This window comes from Janibacter indicus (assembly GCF_900176385.1).
Taxonomy (GTDB): Bacteria; Actinomycetota; Actinomycetes; order Actinomycetales; family Dermatophilaceae; genus Janibacter; species Janibacter indicus.
On record NZ_FWXN01000013.1, the window covers coordinates 20,201 to 35,367 of the forward strand.

Genomic DNA, 15,167 nt, shown 5'->3' on the forward strand with positions numbered 1-15,167 from the left:
CAGCGCCCCTCAGGCGACGAAGCCGTCGAACTCCGCCACCGTCTCACCGGCCGCGGAGACGACGACCCGGCTGGGCCCGACCATCGACTGGGTGATCGCGGCGGTGACCTCTGTGCCGGTCGAGAGGGTGCCGACGAGGTCTTCGCTGCCCGAGACCATCGTCGTGGAGGCGAGCAGCTCGTCCCCCTCGAAGAGCTCCCAAGTGGCCTTGACCAGGCCCGTGGTGCCGACGACGCGCACGGGGCGGCCGTCGACGGTGACGTTGTGGTTGTCCTTGGTGATCCCCATGTTCGGCAGGCTAGCCGGGTCGCTCGCGCAACGACGTCGGGCCCAGCCCCGGGCGCGCGCCTTCGTCGCGTGCCGAGGCGTCGACGTCACCGCGTCAGTCGAGGACCTCGCCCAGGTCGTACGCCGCGGCCCGGTCGATCTGATCGAGCGTGCACGACTCGGGCTCGCGGTCGGGCCGCCAGCGCAGGAACTGCACGGTGTGCCGGAAGCGCCACCCCTCGAGCTGGTCGAAGGCCACCTCGACGACCCGCTCGGGCCGCAGTGGCACGAAGCTCACGTCCTTGCCCGAGCTGAACCGGGACCGGTCCGTCTCGGCGTGCTCGACGTTGCCCTCCGCGTCACGCCGCACGAGCGGCTCGAGCTCGTCGACGAGCTCGAGCCGGCGCTGCGCGGTGAAGGCGGCGATGCCGCCGACGTTGAAGAGCTGCCCGTCCTGGTACAGCCCGAGCAGCAGCGAGCCGACGCCTTGGCCGGACTTGTGCACGCGATAGCCGGTGACGACCGCCTCCGCCGTGCGCTTGTGCTTGATCTTGAGCATCGTGCGCTTGCCGGGGGAGTAGGGCGAGGCGAGCGCCTTGGCGACGACCCCGTCGAGCCCGGCCCCCTCGAAGCGGGTGAACCAGTCGCGGGCCTCGTCGGCGTCACGGGTGACCCGCGTGAGGTGCAGCGGCGCTCCCTTCGCCATGCCGTCGAAGAGCGTCTCGAGCCGCTCCCGCCGCTCCGCGAAGGGGGAGTCCGTCACGTCCTCGTCACCGACGGCGAGCAGGTCGAAGGCGATCAGCTCCGCGGGCGTCTCCTGCGACAGCTTGGTGATCCGCGACTCGGCGGGGTGGATCCGCTGACCCAGCGCCTCCCAGTCGAGGCGCTGCGCGCCCGGCTCGCCACTGCGCACGACGACCTCGCCGTCGACGACGGCGCTGCCCGGCAGGTGCTCGCGGATCGCCGCGACGAGCTCGGGGAAGTAGCGGGTCAGGGGCTTCTTGCCGCGGCTGATGAGCTCGACGTCGTCGCCGTCCTTGCGCACGAGGCAGCGGAAGCCGTCCCACTTCGGCTCGTAGCTGTAGCCCCCCTCGACGGCGTCGGCAGCCGGCACGTCCTTGACAGCCTTGGCGAGCATCGGGTCGAGGAGCAGGTCAGCGGGAAGTGGCGTCACTCACCACATTCTGCCCGTGGGGCACGACATTTGAGACGATGACGACGTGACACAACGGACGGCTGCCGAGCGCGCCCTGACCTATGGCGCGGTCGCCACGGGATCCGCCCTCGTCGGTGCCGGGTCCGTCTGGGTCGGCGCCGGCACCTACTTCGCCCGCAAGGTGCTCACCCCGGACCTCGTGCGGCCGGACGACACCGAGATCCACGTCATCCACTCCGACAGCGTCACCCTCTCCGGCACCCCCGACCTGCTCGTGCCCGGCCGCTACGGGCTGTGGCTCGACGGCGGCCGCGGCCACGCCCGCATCGGCAGCGTGCTCGAGGTCGACCACCGCCGCCAGCGGGTGCGCCGCGAGCTGCTCGAAGTCGACGAGGGCGTGCTGCAGCCCGGGCCGGCCCGCTTCAACGGCTACTACTACGGCCGCGACCCGCGCGCCGACCTCGGGCTGGAGACCCAGGACGTCGCCGTCCCGGCCCAGCTCGGACCGATGCCCGCCTGGGTCGTCCCGGGCGGCAGCGGCGACCGGTGGGCCGTGCTCGTCCACGGCCGCGGTGCCCGTCGCCACGAGACGCTGCGCGCCATCCCGGCGCTCCACGCCGCCGGCCTGACCTGCCTCGTGCCCAGCTACCGCAACGACGGAGATGCCCCCCGCGGCCCCGACGGCCGCTACAACCTCGGCCTGTCGGAGTGGCGCGACATCGAGGACGCCGTCCGTCTGGCGCTCGCCCGCGGCGCCCGCGAGATCGTCCTCGTCGGCTGGTCCATGGGCGGGGCGATCGTCCTGCAGTTCCTCGACCGGTCGCCGCTGGCAGCCGACGTGTCACGGGCGGTGCTCGACGGCCCGGTCGTCGACTGGGGCGACGTGCTGCGCCACCACGCCGAGCTGCACCGGGTCCCGGCGCCCGTCTCGCACCTCGGCAGCGCCCTCATGGGCCAGCACTGGGCCCGCCGGCTCGTCGGGGTCTCCGAGAGCGTCGACGTCGCTCGCACCAACTGGGTCAAGCGGGCCGACGAGCTGCAGCACCAGATCCTGCTCATCCACTCGCGCGACGACGAGTTCGTGCCCGTCGGCCCGAGCGAGGCGCTCGCCGCGGCCCGCCCCGACCTGGTGACCTTCGTCCCGTGGTCGCTGGCTCGCCACTGCAAGGAGTGGAACGTCGACCCGCGACGGTGGACCGACACGGTCGTGGACTTCGTGCGCTAGACCCGGTCAGCGCGTCAGGCGCCACAGGCCGAGGAGCGTCCCGTCCTCCTCGAGCAGGTGCCGCGACGTCAGGCGAAGGGAGAGCCCGTCGCCGTCGAGGATGCGCGGGTGCTCCACCCGGTGGCCACCGACCAGACGGGGAGTCCACGTCAGCCCGAGCTCGTCGACGAGGCCGGCCGCGGCCAGGTCCGCGGCGAGCGAGGGGCCGCCTTCGCACAGCACGTGGGGCCCGAAGGCGGAGCGGGCGCGCTCGAGGACCTGCGCCAGGTCCACCGTCTCGTCCCCGCACAGCCAGCGGTCCTCCCCTTCGTCCATGCCGGAGGCGCGGGTCGTCGCCAGGACGACCCGCTCGGCGCCGCGCAGGGTCTCGGGGAGCACGCCCCGGCGCGAGACGACCACGAGGGGCAGCCCCGCCGACCCGTAGCCCTCGGCTCGGGCGGTGCCGGCACCGACCACCACGACGTCGGCGGCGCGTCGCATCGCGGTGAAGGCCCGGTGGTCGGCGGGGGAGTTGATCGAGCCCGACAGTCCGTCGGGGCCGGTGGCGGCGCCGTCGAGGGTGCTGACGAAGTTCAACCGCAGCAGGGGGCCGGGGTGGGCGTAGAGCCGGTCGAGCAGGTCGTCGTCGACGGGGGAGCCGGGGGTGACATCGGCCGCGGGGGCGTCCGCGCTGAGGATCCGCATGGCGTCGAGTCTGCCCCAGTAGCCGCGGTGCTGACATGATGCGGTAATGGCCAAGGACAAGAAGTCAGCCAAGAAGTCGTCTGCCGCGTCCTTCAGCGAGGCCCTGCGCGCCGACCCCGGCACGGACCTCGCGTCGATCGACCCGCGCAGCACGCCGGGCTTCGACGGGGACAAGGAGGCCGGGCAGGCGGCCCTCGCCGAGCTGACCGACGTCGTGTCCGACTTGCAGGAGCGGCTCTTCGCCGAGTCCAAGGGGGGCGGCGTTCGCAGCGTCCTGCTCGTCGTGCAGGGGATGGACACCGCCGGCAAGGGCGGGATCATGCGGCACGTCGTCGGCGCGGTCGACCCCCAGGGCGTCGACATCACCAGCTTCAAGGCGCCGACTGCCGAGGAGCGCAAGCACCCCTTCCTCTGGCGCATCCGCAAGGCGCTGCCCGAGCCCGGCATGATCGGCGTCTTCGACCGCAGCCACTACGAGGACGTGCTCATCGTGCGCGTGCACGACTTCGTCCCGCGGGCCCAGTGGTCGCGCCGCTACGGGCAGATCAACACCTTCGAGGAGAGCGTCGCCGACAAGGGCACGACGATCATCAAGGTCATGCTCCACATCAGCAAGGACGAGCAGAAGTCGCGACTCACCGAGCGCCTCGAGCGTCCCGACAAGCACTGGAAGTTCAACCCCGGCGACATCGACGAGCGTGAGCACTGGGCCGACTACCAGGAGGCCTACCAGGCCGTCATCGACAAGTGCTCGACCGACGTCGCGCCCTGGTACGTCGTGCCCGCAGACCGCAAGTGGTTTGCGCGGCTGGCAGTGATGCAGCTGCTCAAGGAGCACCTCGAGCAGCTCGACCCGCAGTGGCCCGTGGCCGACTTCGACGTCGCGGCCGAGCTGAAGCGGCTCAAGAAGTCCTGACACCCCCCGGTCTGCATTGCCCTACGGCAATGCAGACCGGACACAGGGTCCAGCGCCTCAGGCGGTGACCGTGGCCCGCTCGATGGCCGTGGCGCCGGCTGCGGTCACCAGGCCGGCGTCGAGCGTGCCGAAGCTCTCGCCGCGGCGGCCGTCGAGGCGTGAGGCCACGAAGGCCTCGGCGAGCTCGGCGGGGGAGTGCCGCACCATCAGGCTCGCCTGCAGGGTGACCGCCAGCCGCTCGACGAGCCGTCGGGCGCCCGCGGCGACCTCGACCCCGTCGAGAGAGGCGAGCCCGGCGCAGTCGCGCTCGAGGTCGTCGAGCGCGGTGTCCAGCGCGGCGAGGTGCCCGCGGGCGACGGAGGCCTCCTTGAGCAGCGCCATGAGGGACGCGGGCTCGCGGGAGATCGCGCGCAGGACGTCGAGGGCGTTGACATTGCCCGAGCCCTCCCAGATCGAGTTGAGCGGCGCCTGCCGGTAGAGCCGGGCCATGCCGTGGTCCTCGACGTAGCCGTTGCCACCGAGGCACTCCAGGGCCTCCGCGACGAAGGGGGAGGTCCGCTTGCAGACCCAGTACTTGCCGACCGCGACGCCGAGCCGGGTCAGCTCGGTGTCGTCCTCGTCGAGGGCGTGGGCGAGTCGCAGCCCGAGGAGGGTGGCCGCCTCCGACTCGAGCGCGAGGTCGGTGAGCACGTTGCGCATGAGCGGCTGGTCGACGAGCAACACCCCGAAGGCCCGACGGTGCCGGGTGTGGTGGACCGCCCGCGTCAGCGCCGCGCGCATGGTGCCGGCGGAGCCGAGCACGCAGTCGAGCCGGGTGGCCGAGACCATGTCGATGATCGTGCGCACCCCGCGCCCCTCCTCGCCGACGAGCGCGCCCCAGGTGCCGTCGAGCTCGATCTCCGAGGAGGCATTGGACCGGTCGCCGAGCTTGTCCTTCAGGCGCTGCAGGGCGAAGGGGTTGCGCGTGCCGTCCTCGAGCACCCGCGGCACGAGGAAGCAGCTCGGCGGAGCGTCCTCGGCGGTCTTGGCCAGGACGAGGAAGACATCGCTCATCGGTGCGGAGCAGAACCACTTGTGCCCGGTGAGCCGGTAGGTCTCGCCGGTCAGCGGACCACCGGGGGTGCGCACGGCGAGGGTGGAGTTGGCCCGGACGTCGGAGCCGCCCTGCTTCTCGGTCATGCCCATGCCGGCGATGGCGCCCGCCTTGGTGCCCACCTCGCGCAGGCCGAAGTCGTAGTCGCGGGAGGCGAGCTTGGGCGTCCACCGGTCGGCCAGCTCGGGGGAGTGGCGAAGGGCGGGGACCGCGGCGTTGGTCATGGTGATCGGGCAGATGTGCCCCGGCTCGACCTGACTCCACGTGAGGAAGGCCGCGGCGCGGGTCACGTGCGCCCCGCTGCCGGACGGTTGGGTCCACGGGACCGCCGTCAGGCCGGCCGCCGCTGCGTGCCCCATGAGGGCGTGCCACGCGGGGTCGAACTCGACCTCGTCGATGCGGTGGCCCCAGCGATCGTGGGTCACGAGGCGGGGGATGTTGCGCTGGGCGCGGTCGGCCAGCTCGGCGGCCTCGTCGGATCCGGCGAGTCGGCCGAGCGCGGACAGCTCGCTGGTGGTCACGGCAAGGTGCTCGTCGGGGACCCAGCGATCGACGCCCTGTGCGACGACGGGATCGCTCGCGAAGACGTCGTGACCCCCGTAGGGCGGGACCTGGTTGGTGACCTCGTGCGTCGGCATGACCGCACGATACGACCCCGCGCGAGGGTGGCGAGGGGAGGTCCGGACCCTCGGTTTGGAATCTGTGCCCGAGGTGGGCTAATCTCGCCCAGCGCGGTCAGCAGCGATGCCGACCGCGAGTGCGGATGTAGCTCAGTTGGTAGAGCGCAACCTTGCCAAGGTTGAGGTCGCCGGTTCGAGCCCGGTCATCCGCTCTGATGGCGCCACCCCGGTGGCGCCGTCCCCGGGCGATTGGCGCAGCGGTAGCGCGCTTCCTTGACACGGAAGAGGTCACTGGTTCAAACCCAGTATCGCCCACCGGAGGTCCTTGGGCCCCGGACTGCGAGAGCGGTCCGGGGCCTTCGTCGTGCCCGCTCGGTGCCCTGCGCCACGCTGAAGGGGGTCGGTTGGGAGAGTCGGCGGTCCATGGGTTAATGTTTCTCCTCGTGCCCCGCGTTACAACGCGACCTAGCGGGGCGTGCGGATGTAGCTCAGTTGGTAGAGCGCAACCTTGCCAAGGTTGAGGTCGCCGGTTCGAGCCCGGTCATCCGCTCAGAAGGTTGATAGCCACCTTCGGTGGTGGAGTGGCCGAGAGGCGAGGCAACGGCCTGCAAAGCCGTCTACACGGGTTCAAATCCCGTCTCCACCTCGACCATGCAGTCAGCTGCATGACCCGGGCGATTGGCGCAGCGGTAGCGCGCTTCCTTGACACGGAAGAGGTCACTGGTTCAAACCCAGTATCGCCCACCAGCACCCCCGAAGGCCCCGAACTGCGAGAGCGGTCCGGGGCCTTCGTCGTGCCACGGCGCCCCACGATTTCCGGGTGACCCGAGAAACTGCCCCTTCGCATGGGTTTCAAACTCTTGCGAAGGGGCAGTTCCTCTTGCTGAGCTGTCCTCGTCAGCCGCAACCGGCCCCGTCCGCGTCGGCGGTGGCAGGATGCGTCCATGGCCCTCAAGGACAAGCACCTCGCCGACGGCGAGGAGATCCGGCTCGACCTGCGCACCCACTGGAAGGCCCTCGTCGGACCCCTGGTGCTCCTCGTCCTCCTCGTCGCCTTCGTGGCGGCGGCCGCGGTGCTCACCCGCGACAGCGACCAGCGCACGTGGATCGTGCTCGGCGTCGCCGTGGTGGCCCTGGCGCTGGCCGTGCCGGGGGTCCTCGTCCCTGTCTGGCGGTGGAACTCCACGCGTTATGTCTTCACCAACCGTCGGGTGAGCAACCGCTACGGCCTGCTGACCAAGAGGGGGCGCGACATCCCCCTCTACCGGATCAACGACGTCGCCATCGAAAAGAGCGTGCTCGACCGCATGCTCGGCTGCGGCACGCTCGTCATCTCCGACGCGACGGACAAGGCCGGCATGGAGCTGCACGACGTGCCCCGCGTCGAGGGGGTGCAGGTCGAGCTGCAGAACCTGCTCTTCTCCGCCGACGACGGCAGCGACGACGGCGAGTGGCCACCCACGGAGCCGCGCCGCCGGCGGTGACCGGGCCGTGGGTCCGGCGCCCGCCGGCCCGACCTACTCGCCGGCTCACCACTGCCAGGTGAAGCCGAAGGCGCCCGGGCCGGCGTCCTCGAGGACGATCGACGCCCGACGGTCGTCGTCGAGGGTCACGGCCCCGCCGAGGACCAGCTGACCCCCGGGTGGGCACCCGACCCGCGTGATCGCGGCCGGTGGGACCTCGAACTCCACCGACACGACGACCGACCGGGCCGTGTGGGGCGGACCCCAGACGAAGCCGTCGCTGTCACCCAGGTCGGCGTCCGGTGCCACCTCGTCGATGATCTGGTACGCGTAGGCGTGCATCTCCCCCTTCGCCAGACGGCGGGGGAGACCCACCTCGAAGACGACGACATTGCTGTCGGGGAAGTCGTGTCGGCCCAGCAGGGAGCACCCGAGCAGCGGGACGAAGCGCATGTCCGCCGCGCACGTCGTCTCGTCGCCGCCCTGGACGCTGAAGACCCGCTCGAGGCCGTCCTCGACGGCGGCGATGGAGGTGTGGCACCCGGTGCGGGTGATGCGGCGGTTGGCCGCGACGCTCGTGCGCCACACCTGGCTGATGACGCGGTAGGCGCCCAGCGAGAGGCGGGTCAGGGCGTCGATCTGCTCGAGCTCGCTGAGCCCGGGGTCGAGCAGGTCCTCGAAGGTGATGAGCCGTTCGGTCGCCCAGGCGTGCATGAACTCGGTCTGCTCCTGGGGCGTGAGGCCGAGCGCGACGGCGATCTGCTGCAGCGTGGCGATCTGCGGGGTGAGGATCTCACCGCGCTCGAGGCCACGGATGGTCCGCACGCTCACTCCGGAGCGGTCGCTGAGGGCGCCCTGGGTCAGGCCCTCCTCGCGGCGGACCCGACGTAGCCACGCGCCTCCCCGTGCTGCCCGACTCATGGTCCAAGGGTGCACCAGCGGCGGCTCCGGTGGGGCGCAGACCACACCCCCCGGCATGTCGAAGGGGGCCGCTCCCGGCGTCGGGAACGGCCCCCTTCGACGATCTCCCCCGGAGCGATGTACTGGTGCGTACCCAACGGTAGGTCTGTGGCCGCGGTGGACTCCAGTGATGTCGGCAAGGTTGCCGCTGGATTGCCGCTTGTGCGGACCGCCACGGAGTAGGAGGGCCATGCCTACTGTGGAGCGCATGGCGCACCCCCTGATGTTCGACGACGACGATCCGTTGCTGGCGCGCGTCCGCGGGCTGGCCCTCGCACTGCCCGGCAGCGACGAAAAGTTCAGCCACGGGCACCCCGCCTTCTTCACGACCAAGGTCTTCGCCTACTACGGCGGCTCGATCAAGGTCGACGGGCAGTACGAGCAGCACGGCACCTCGCTCGTCGTCCAGCCGGACGAGGAGGAGGCCCGCGCGCTCCTGCAGGACCCCCGCTGCTACCGGCCGGCCTACCTCGGGCCGAGCGGGTGGGTCGGTCTCGACCTCGACGACGGCACCGACTGGGACGAGGTCGCCGAGCTGCTCGAGATCTCCTACCGGCGCACCGCCGGCACGCGGCTCGTCACCCGCCTCGACGCGGAGCGCGGAGCCGACTGACCCGCCGCCTATCCTCGTCGCGTGGAGTTCGCGCGCTTCGGGTCGACGACGTGGTGGGACCCGGTCGAGGTCAGCCACGACCCGGCCGACCTCGAGCGTGGCCGGTGGGCCGTCGTGGTGACCTTTGAGGGCGAGCTGACCGCCGTGCGCTTCGCGCGTCGGGACGAAGGGGGGAGCGCCCCCGGTGACGCGGCCTGCTGGCCGGCGGTCACGGACTGGAGCCCGTCGCTCGACCGAGCCACCTACGTCGCAGGGGTCGAGGAGGTCCGCCGCCGCATCGCGGCCGGCACGGTCTACCAGGTCAACCTCACGACGGTGCTCTCGGCGCCGCTGCCCGATGACGCCCGGCTGCCCGATCTCGCTGCGCGGCTCGCGGCCGGCAACCCCGCCCCCTTCGCCGGGGTCGTGCACGTGCCCTCCGCCGGCGTCGACGTCGTCACGGCCTCGCCCGAGCGCTACCTGACCCGCACGGGGGACCGGATCGTGTCGAGCCCGATCAAGGGGACCGCGCCGACGGTCGAGCAGATGCTCACCAAGGACGTCGCGGAGAACGTCATGATCGTCGACCTCGTCCGCAATGACCTGCAGCACGTGTGTGCTCCCGGCAGCGTCGTCGTCGAGCGGCTCTGCGGGCCGGAGGAGCACCCCGGGCTGGTGCACTTCGTGAGCGATGTCGCCGGCGACCTGCGGTCCGGCACGACGTGGGCGGAGGTGCTCGACGCGAGCTTCCCGCCCGGGTCGGTGAGCGGGGCCCCGAAGTCGAGCGCCCTCACCGCCATCGCCGACATCGAGCCGGTGCCGCGCGGTCCCTACTGCGGTGCGGTGGGCTGGGTCGACGCCGATCATCCTGACGGTCCGCGCGGGGAACTCGCCGTGGGGATCCGCACGTTCTGGACTGCGACGGACCCCGACGGGGTGCGTCGGCTGCGCTTCGGCACCGGGGCGGGCATCACATGGGCATCCGACCCGGAGGGGGAATGGCGTGAGGGCGAGCTCAAGGCCCGTGTCCTCGTCGGGCTGGCATCTGGAAGAGTGGTGACATGAGCAACGAGGTACGCGTCTGGGTCGACGGGGCGCTCGTCGCGGCGGACCAGCCGGCGCTGGCAGCTCTCGACCACGGGGTGACCGTGGGCGACGGCGCCTTCGAGACGTGCAAGATCGTCGACGGGCAAGTGTTCGCGGCCGACCGGCACTACGCCCGTCTCGACCGCACCCTCGCCGGGCTGGGGCTGCCCGCGGCGGACCGCGACGTCATCGAGCAGGGCGTCGCCGCGGTGCTCGGGGCCGGCCCCACGATCGGCTTCGGCCGGCTGCGATACACCGTGACCGCCGGGCTGGGGCCGCTCGGCTCTGACCGGGGCGACAGCGGACTGACCTACATCGTCACCGCGGCGGAGGTTCCCCCCTTCGCCCCCAGCGTGGCGGTCGCGACCGTGCCCTGGACCCGCAACGAGCGGGCCGCGACGGCGGGGCTCAAGACGACCTCCTACGCCGACAACGTCATCGCGCTCGCGCACGCCAAGGCCCGCGGGGCGTCGGAGGCGATCTTCGGCAACAACCGCGGCGAGCTGTGCGAGGCGACCGGGAGCAACATCTTCGTCGTCGTCGACGGCGTGGTGCGCACACCCGCGCTGAGCAGCGCGCCATTGGCAGGCATCACCCGTGAGCTGACCGTCGAGTGGGCCCGCGCCGCCGGCATCGAGGTCGTCGAGGAGGCCCTGCCGATGTCCGTCCTCGAGACGTGCGACGAGGTCTTCCTCACCGGCACCACCCGCGACGTGCACCCGGTCCACCGGGTCGACGAGCGTGAGCTGCCGGCGCCCGGCCCCGTGACCACCCGCGTCCAGCAGGCCTGGGCCGCGGCGTCCGCGACCGAGATCAACCCCTGACCGGAGTGGAGACCATGGCGGGGGACGTGGACACGACCAGCGAGACGGCTGGTCAGGGCAGGGACGCATCGGGGGCCCGAAGGGCCTACCGTGACGTGCGCCGCGAGCAGCACGCGATCGTGCGCCAGGAGCTGCTCGACCGCTTCGGCGAGGACGGCCGGATCGACGCGCACGAGGACCCGATCCGCTGGCGACGGGCGCTGCGCACCAACCCGGTCACCGGGCCGCTCTACCGCGTCGTCATCGCGGTGCTCGGCTTGGCGCTGATCATCGCCGGCATCCCGATGGTGCCGCTCATCGGACCCGGGTGGGCGGTGATCTTCATCGGCCTCTTCCTGTGGAGCACGGAGTTCCTCTGGGCCCGACGGGTCACGCAGTTCGTCAAGGCGGAGGTCAAGGCCTTCGACCAGTACGCGCGGGCGCTGCCGTGGAAGGCGAAGATCCCGATGCTGTTGCTGTCTGCGGCCTTCGGCTGGCTCTGCTTCTACGTCGCGCTGCTCGTCACCGGCGTGCCGGACTGGACGCCGGACCTGGTCAAGGAGTACCTCGTGATGGTGCCCGGTTTGGAGTGAGGCCACTCGTTGGTCGAGGTGTGAGGAGCTCTGCGACGAGCCTCGAGACCCAAGGCCGGTACCCGCGAAGAGAGCCGATTGGCACCTTGGGGAGCCCGCCGGGTACTCTGCTCAGGTTGCCCGGCCGGGACGCTGGCTCGGGGAGCACCACGGACGTATAGCTCAGTTGGTTAGAGCGTTCGCTTCACACGCGAAAGGTCAGGGGTTCGAGTCCCTTTACGTCCACCACCCCGAAGGCCCGAGACCCGCACCAGCAGGTCTCGGGCCTTCGTCGTGCCCGCGCCTCACCCGGACCAGACCCCCGAGGTGCCACGCCGCTGCGATCCGAGCAGGTGGGTGTCGACGATCCCGACCGCCTCCATCAGCGCGTACATCGTCGTCGGCCCCACGAAGGCAAAGCCCTCCGTGCGCAGCGCCTTGGACAGCGCGAGCGACTCGGCGGACTTCGTCGGGACTTCGTCGAAGGTCCGCGGGGTCGGTGTCTCCGAGGGCTGGAAGGACCAGACGAAGGGGGCGAGCCCGCCCCTGTCCCGCAGCCGGATGGTCGCCTGGGCGTTGGTGATGGTGGCGTGAATCTTGGCGCGGTTGCGCACGATGCCCGCGTCGGCCATGAGCCGCTCGACGTCGTCGTCCCCGTAGCGGGCGACGACGTCCGGGTCGAAGCCGTCGAAGGCCGACCGGAAGGCGGGCCGCTTGCGCAGGATCGTCGCCCACGACAGGCCGGCCTGGAAGGCCTCGAGGCTGATCCGCTCGTACATGCCCTGCTCGTCGCGGACGGGCATGCCCCACTCGGTGTCGTAGTACTCGCGCATCATCGGGTCGACGCTCGCCCAGACCGGGCGGGCCAGACCGTCGTCGCCGACGACGATGCCGGGGTCGTCGGCCGCGCTCGAGTCGTCAGTGGGAGTGGGTGCGTTCACGCGTGCGTCCTTCGGTGGGCATCGGGTGGCACGACCATGTCTACCGCTCCGGCTTCACGGGCGTCGCTCACGCCGCGCCCTCCAGCTCCAGCAGGGTCCGCTTGGCGTCGAGACCGCCGAGGTAGCCGCCCATGCTGCCGTCGCTGCGCAGCACCCGGTGGCAGGGCACGACGACCGGGAGCGGGTTGGTCGCGCACGCCGTGCCGACCGCGCGGACCGCCCGGGGGTTGCCCACGGTCTCGGCGACCTCCGTGTAGGTCTGCGTGTGCCCGTAGCCGATGTGCGGCAGGTAGCGCTGCACCACCTGGCGGAAGCCTGAGGAGAGCGCGAGGTCCAGGGGCAGGTCGAAGGCCCGTCGCGTGCCGGCGAAGTACTCGTCGAGCTCGGCAGCGGCCGTGTCCAGCCGTCGCGGCGCCTGCAGCACCCGCGGGCTGACCCTGGTCGCGAGTGACTCGAGCACCGTGTCGAACCCCTCGCGCTCGAAGGCGACGCGCACCAAGCCCGTCTCGGTGGCGGCCAGCAGCAGCGGGCCGACGGGGGAATCGATCGTGCGGTAGGCGACGTCGAGCAGGGTCAACTCGTCGGCACGCGCCGCGAGGCGCGCGCGCAGGTCGGCCATGGCTCCGGGCTCGATGGGGAAGGTCGTGGGGTTCATCGTGGTGCTCCTGTCGCGTCCTCGCCGGAGTGCTGTCGTCTCAGGCTCCTGATGCCGTCGGAGGCGGCCCGGCGCACGGCCTCCGGCGTGCCGCCGATGATCTCGGCCGTCTCGGCGTGCGGCAGGCCGCCGAGGTAGTGGTAGGCGACCGCCAGGCGCTGCCGCTCCGGCAGGGCCGCCACGGACGACCACACGCGGTGCGCATCGTCACCGGGGTTGCCCCGCGGCGACACCCGCTCCGGGAGCTGGTCGGTGGGGACGGCGTGCCGGGCACGCGCCCTCGTGACGTCGATCGCCTTGCGCTGCGAGACGCGCACCAGCCAGGCCTCGACATTGGTCGCCTCGGGCAGGTCCGGCCAGGCGGTGAGCGCGGCCACGAACGTCTCGGACCACGCGTCGTCGGCGTCCGGGCCGGACCCGAGGACGGCGCGGCAGACCCGCAGCACGGTCTCACCGTGCTGCTCGACGGCCTGCTCGAAGGGAATCTTCATCGTCATCGCACGGTAGTCGCGCCGGCCCCGCCGGATGTGAGGTCCCGACCGTAGACTCGCCGCACCATGGAGACCATCCGCTGGGTCGACCGCGACCGTGACCACGAGGCCGAGTGGCACTCCGAGAGCGGGGCGCCCGTCCCGGAGCGAGTCGTCGTCGCCGAAGACACGATGACCGCCGACGCGGCGATGCGGCTCGCCTCCCGCGGTACCGCGATCCTCTGGCGCGGTGACTACCACAACGCCCGTCAGCTGCTGAAGGCCATGGACCGCCGCATCGAGCGCCGCGCGTCGCGACGGCAGCGGGGCGAGGTGACCTTCGCCGGGCACCGGGCCGAGCGCACCCAGCGGGCCACCCTCTTGGCGCACCTCGTCGTCGAGCTGGGGCCCGATCGGTCCCTCGACCTGCGGCGGGCCCCCGACGTGCGCGAAGCCTGCTGGGCCGCCTACGGCCCCGGTACCGGCCCCATGGTGGTTGCCCTGAGCGAGCTCCTCGGCGTCATCGGTGCCCACCAGTGGCAGACGAAGGGGGTGCACGTCCCGGCGCTCGGGGCGAGCATCCACCCGGCCTACGGCGTCTTCTCCCCGGTCCGCGGCGAGTACATCGACCTCGTGGCCAATGCGCCTCTGGCGCAGCCGGTCCCGCGCACCGCCTTCGACCTCGGCACCGGCACGGGAGTGCTCGCCGTCGTCCTGGCCCAGCGGGGCGTCGAGCGGGTCGTCGCCACCGACATCAACCCGCGGGCCGTGGCCTGTGCCCGTGACAACGCCAAGCGGCTGGGCGTCGGCGACCGGGTCGAGGCCGTCGAGGCGGACCTCTACCCGGACGGTCGGGCCGACCTCGTCGTGTGCAACCCGCCGTGGCTGCCCGGGGAGCCGACCTCGGACCTCGAGGCGGGCATCTACGACCCCGGCTCGGACATGCTGCGGCGCTTCCTCTCCGGCCTGGCCGAGCACCTCGAGCCGGGCGGCGAGGGCTGGTTGGTCATCTCCGACCTCGCCGAGCACCTCGGTCTGCGTGCCCGGGAGGAGCTGCTGGGGCTCATCGACGATGCCGGGCTCGAGGTCGTCGACCGGCTCGAGACGGTGCCCCGCCACCAGCGGGCGAGCGACGCCAAGGACGCACTGCACGCCGCCCGGCGCGCCGAGGTGACCTCCCTGTGGCGGCTGGCGGTTGCTCAGGGGCGCCAGTCGGCCCGGTAGCCGGGCATCTCGTCGCGGGCCGTGCTCACGAAGCCGCCGGGCTTCAGCGGGCCGGCGGATTGACGACCACCAGGCCACGTGACGGGGCACCCCGTGGGCGACGAGAGCCACCCGCAGCTCGTGCCCGATCTCCTTCGCGTGGCGTGAGGCGAAGAGGACGAAGCCGTCACCCGGAGCAGGAGGCGAGGTGAACCCCGGCCCACGGACGGCACCCGGCGACGGACCGACGAAGGAGATGGCCCCGGTCGACGTCGGGTGGATGTGCCAGGCGTGCGGCACCACACGCCCCACGACCGACACCACACCCGAGATGTCGCTGTAGGTGGCGATCGACGCGGGGTGGATCGAGCCGTAGGGGATGTCGTGGCGCTCCCCGATCCGGCGGAGGGCGACGCCGTGGGCGTGCAGGTGGAGCGTCGAGGAGGTCGACCACACGATCC

Annotated in this window: 16 protein-coding genes and 6 tRNA genes; 14 read left to right on the plus strand and 8 right to left on the minus strand. The window is 71.9% G+C overall.

Features of this window, described 5'->3' with window-relative positions; translation table 11 throughout:
• Positions 1–9: 9 nt before the first annotated feature.
• Both B9B60_RS15055 and B9B60_RS15060 read right to left on the minus strand, forming a co-directional pair.
• The gene (locus tag B9B60_RS15055; protein WP_084452682.1) at positions 10–288 is read right to left on the minus strand and encodes a hypothetical protein; all 279 of its coding nucleotides are present in this window, start codon (positions 286–288) and stop codon (positions 10–12) included.
• Positions 289–382: 94 nt separating this feature from the next.
• Positions 383–1,441: an ATP-dependent DNA ligase gene (locus B9B60_RS15060; protein ID WP_084452684.1), complete on the minus strand. Its 1,059-nt coding sequence runs from the start codon at positions 1,439–1,441 to the stop codon at positions 383–385.
• A 46-nt stretch (positions 1,442–1,487) separates the two neighbouring features.
• On the opposite strand from B9B60_RS15060, the gene B9B60_RS15065 reads away from it, so the two are divergent.
• Complete coding sequence (locus B9B60_RS15065) at positions 1,488–2,648, plus strand: alpha/beta hydrolase family protein (protein WP_084452686.1); 1,161 nt, start codon at positions 1,488–1,490, stop codon at positions 2,646–2,648.
• A gap of 6 nt (positions 2,649–2,654) precedes the next feature.
• Here the strand turns inward: B9B60_RS15065 and B9B60_RS15070 are convergent, their stop codons facing one another.
• Positions 2,655–3,332: a dihydrofolate reductase family protein gene (locus tag B9B60_RS15070; protein ID WP_084452688.1), complete on the minus strand. Its 678-nt coding sequence runs from the start codon at positions 3,330–3,332 to the stop codon at positions 2,655–2,657.
• 46 nt (positions 3,333–3,378) lie between these two features.
• On the opposite strand from B9B60_RS15070, the gene B9B60_RS15075 reads away from it, so the two are divergent.
• Entirely contained in the window at positions 3,379–4,248 is an 870-nt protein-coding gene (locus tag B9B60_RS15075; protein WP_084452690.1) for a polyphosphate kinase 2 family protein, read from the plus strand.
• 57 nt (positions 4,249–4,305) lie between these two features.
• Here B9B60_RS15075 and B9B60_RS15080 read toward each other — a convergent pair whose 3' ends face one another.
• Positions 4,306–5,979 carry an acyl-CoA dehydrogenase family protein gene (locus B9B60_RS15080; protein ID WP_084452692.1) on the minus strand — a complete coding sequence of 558 codons (1,674 nt, stop codon included), beginning with the start codon at positions 5,977–5,979 and terminating at the stop codon, positions 4,306–4,308.
• Between the two features lie 121 nt (positions 5,980–6,100).
• On the opposite strand from B9B60_RS15080, the gene B9B60_RS15085 reads away from it, so the two are divergent.
• The 6 genes from B9B60_RS15085 (at position 6,101) to B9B60_RS15110 (ending at position 7,445) form a co-directional block, all read left to right on the plus strand.
• Positions 6,101–6,173, plus strand: a tRNA-Gly gene (locus B9B60_RS15085).
• A gap of 31 nt (positions 6,174–6,204) precedes the next feature.
• Positions 6,205–6,276, plus strand: a tRNA-Val gene (locus tag B9B60_RS15090).
• Between the two features lie 162 nt (positions 6,277–6,438).
• Positions 6,439–6,511 (plus strand) — tRNA-Gly (locus B9B60_RS15095).
• Between the two features lie 25 nt (positions 6,512–6,536).
• Positions 6,537–6,607: transfer RNA gene (locus tag B9B60_RS15100), tRNA-Cys, on the plus strand.
• 26 nt (positions 6,608–6,633) lie between these two features.
• Positions 6,634–6,708 (plus strand) — tRNA-Val (locus tag B9B60_RS15105).
• A 197-nt stretch (positions 6,709–6,905) separates the two neighbouring features.
• Positions 6,906–7,445 carry a PH domain-containing protein gene (locus B9B60_RS15110; protein ID WP_072624483.1) on the plus strand — a complete coding sequence of 180 codons (540 nt, stop codon included), beginning with the start codon at positions 6,906–6,908 and terminating at the stop codon, positions 7,443–7,445.
• 45 nt (positions 7,446–7,490) lie between these two features.
• Here the strand turns inward: B9B60_RS15110 and B9B60_RS15115 are convergent, their stop codons facing one another.
• The gene (locus B9B60_RS15115; protein WP_159451227.1) at positions 7,491–8,345 is read right to left on the minus strand and encodes a helix-turn-helix domain-containing protein; all 855 of its coding nucleotides are present in this window, start codon (positions 8,343–8,345) and stop codon (positions 7,491–7,493) included.
• 247 nt (positions 8,346–8,592) lie between these two features.
• Here B9B60_RS15115 and B9B60_RS15120 point away from each other — a divergent pair, with 247 nt between their 5' ends.
• The 5 genes from B9B60_RS15120 (at position 8,593) to B9B60_RS15140 (ending at position 11,686) form a co-directional block, all read left to right on the plus strand.
• Positions 8,593–8,997 (plus strand): MmcQ/YjbR family DNA-binding protein, encoded by a 405-nt coding sequence (locus tag B9B60_RS15120; protein WP_084452696.1) that lies wholly within the window; start codon positions 8,593–8,595, stop codon positions 8,995–8,997.
• A gap of 21 nt (positions 8,998–9,018) precedes the next feature.
• Complete coding sequence (locus tag B9B60_RS15125; protein ID WP_084452698.1) at positions 9,019–10,041, plus strand: chorismate-binding protein; 1,023 nt, start codon at positions 9,019–9,021, stop codon at positions 10,039–10,041.
• A complete protein-coding gene (locus B9B60_RS15130; protein WP_084452700.1) occupies positions 10,038–10,886 on the plus strand; it encodes an aminotransferase class IV in 849 nt (282 codons plus the stop codon). The genes B9B60_RS15125 and B9B60_RS15130 overlap by 4 nt, the downstream gene beginning before the upstream one ends.
• Before the next feature lie 95 nt (positions 10,887–10,981).
• Complete coding sequence (locus B9B60_RS15135; RefSeq protein ID WP_159451228.1) at positions 10,982–11,458, plus strand: PGPGW domain-containing protein; 477 nt, start codon at positions 10,982–10,984, stop codon at positions 11,456–11,458.
• Between the two features lie 151 nt (positions 11,459–11,609).
• Positions 11,610–11,686 (plus strand) — tRNA-Val (locus B9B60_RS15140).
• Between the two features lie 56 nt (positions 11,687–11,742).
• Here B9B60_RS15140 and B9B60_RS15145 read toward each other — a convergent pair.
• The 3 genes from B9B60_RS15145 to B9B60_RS15155 form a co-directional block, all read right to left on the minus strand.
• Positions 11,743–12,378, minus strand: a complete 636-nt coding sequence (locus B9B60_RS15145) for a DNA-3-methyladenine glycosylase I (protein WP_084452704.1) — start codon at positions 12,376–12,378, stop codon at positions 11,743–11,745.
• A gap of 67 nt (positions 12,379–12,445) precedes the next feature.
• Positions 12,446–13,033, minus strand: a complete 588-nt coding sequence (locus tag B9B60_RS15150) for a methylated-DNA--[protein]-cysteine S-methyltransferase (protein WP_084452706.1) — start codon at positions 13,031–13,033, stop codon at positions 12,446–12,448.
• Positions 13,030–13,524, minus strand: coding sequence for an RNA polymerase sigma factor (locus B9B60_RS15155; protein WP_084452708.1), 495 nt, complete (start codon positions 13,522–13,524; stop codon positions 13,030–13,032). The genes B9B60_RS15150 and B9B60_RS15155 overlap by 4 nt, the downstream gene beginning before the upstream one ends.
• A 66-nt stretch (positions 13,525–13,590) precedes the next feature.
• On the opposite strand from B9B60_RS15155, the gene B9B60_RS15160 reads away from it, so the two are divergent.
• Positions 13,591–14,727 (plus strand): methyltransferase, encoded by a 1,137-nt coding sequence (locus tag B9B60_RS15160; RefSeq protein WP_084452710.1) that lies wholly within the window; start codon positions 13,591–13,593, stop codon positions 14,725–14,727.
• The last annotated feature ends 440 nt before the right edge of the window (positions 14,728–15,167 follow it).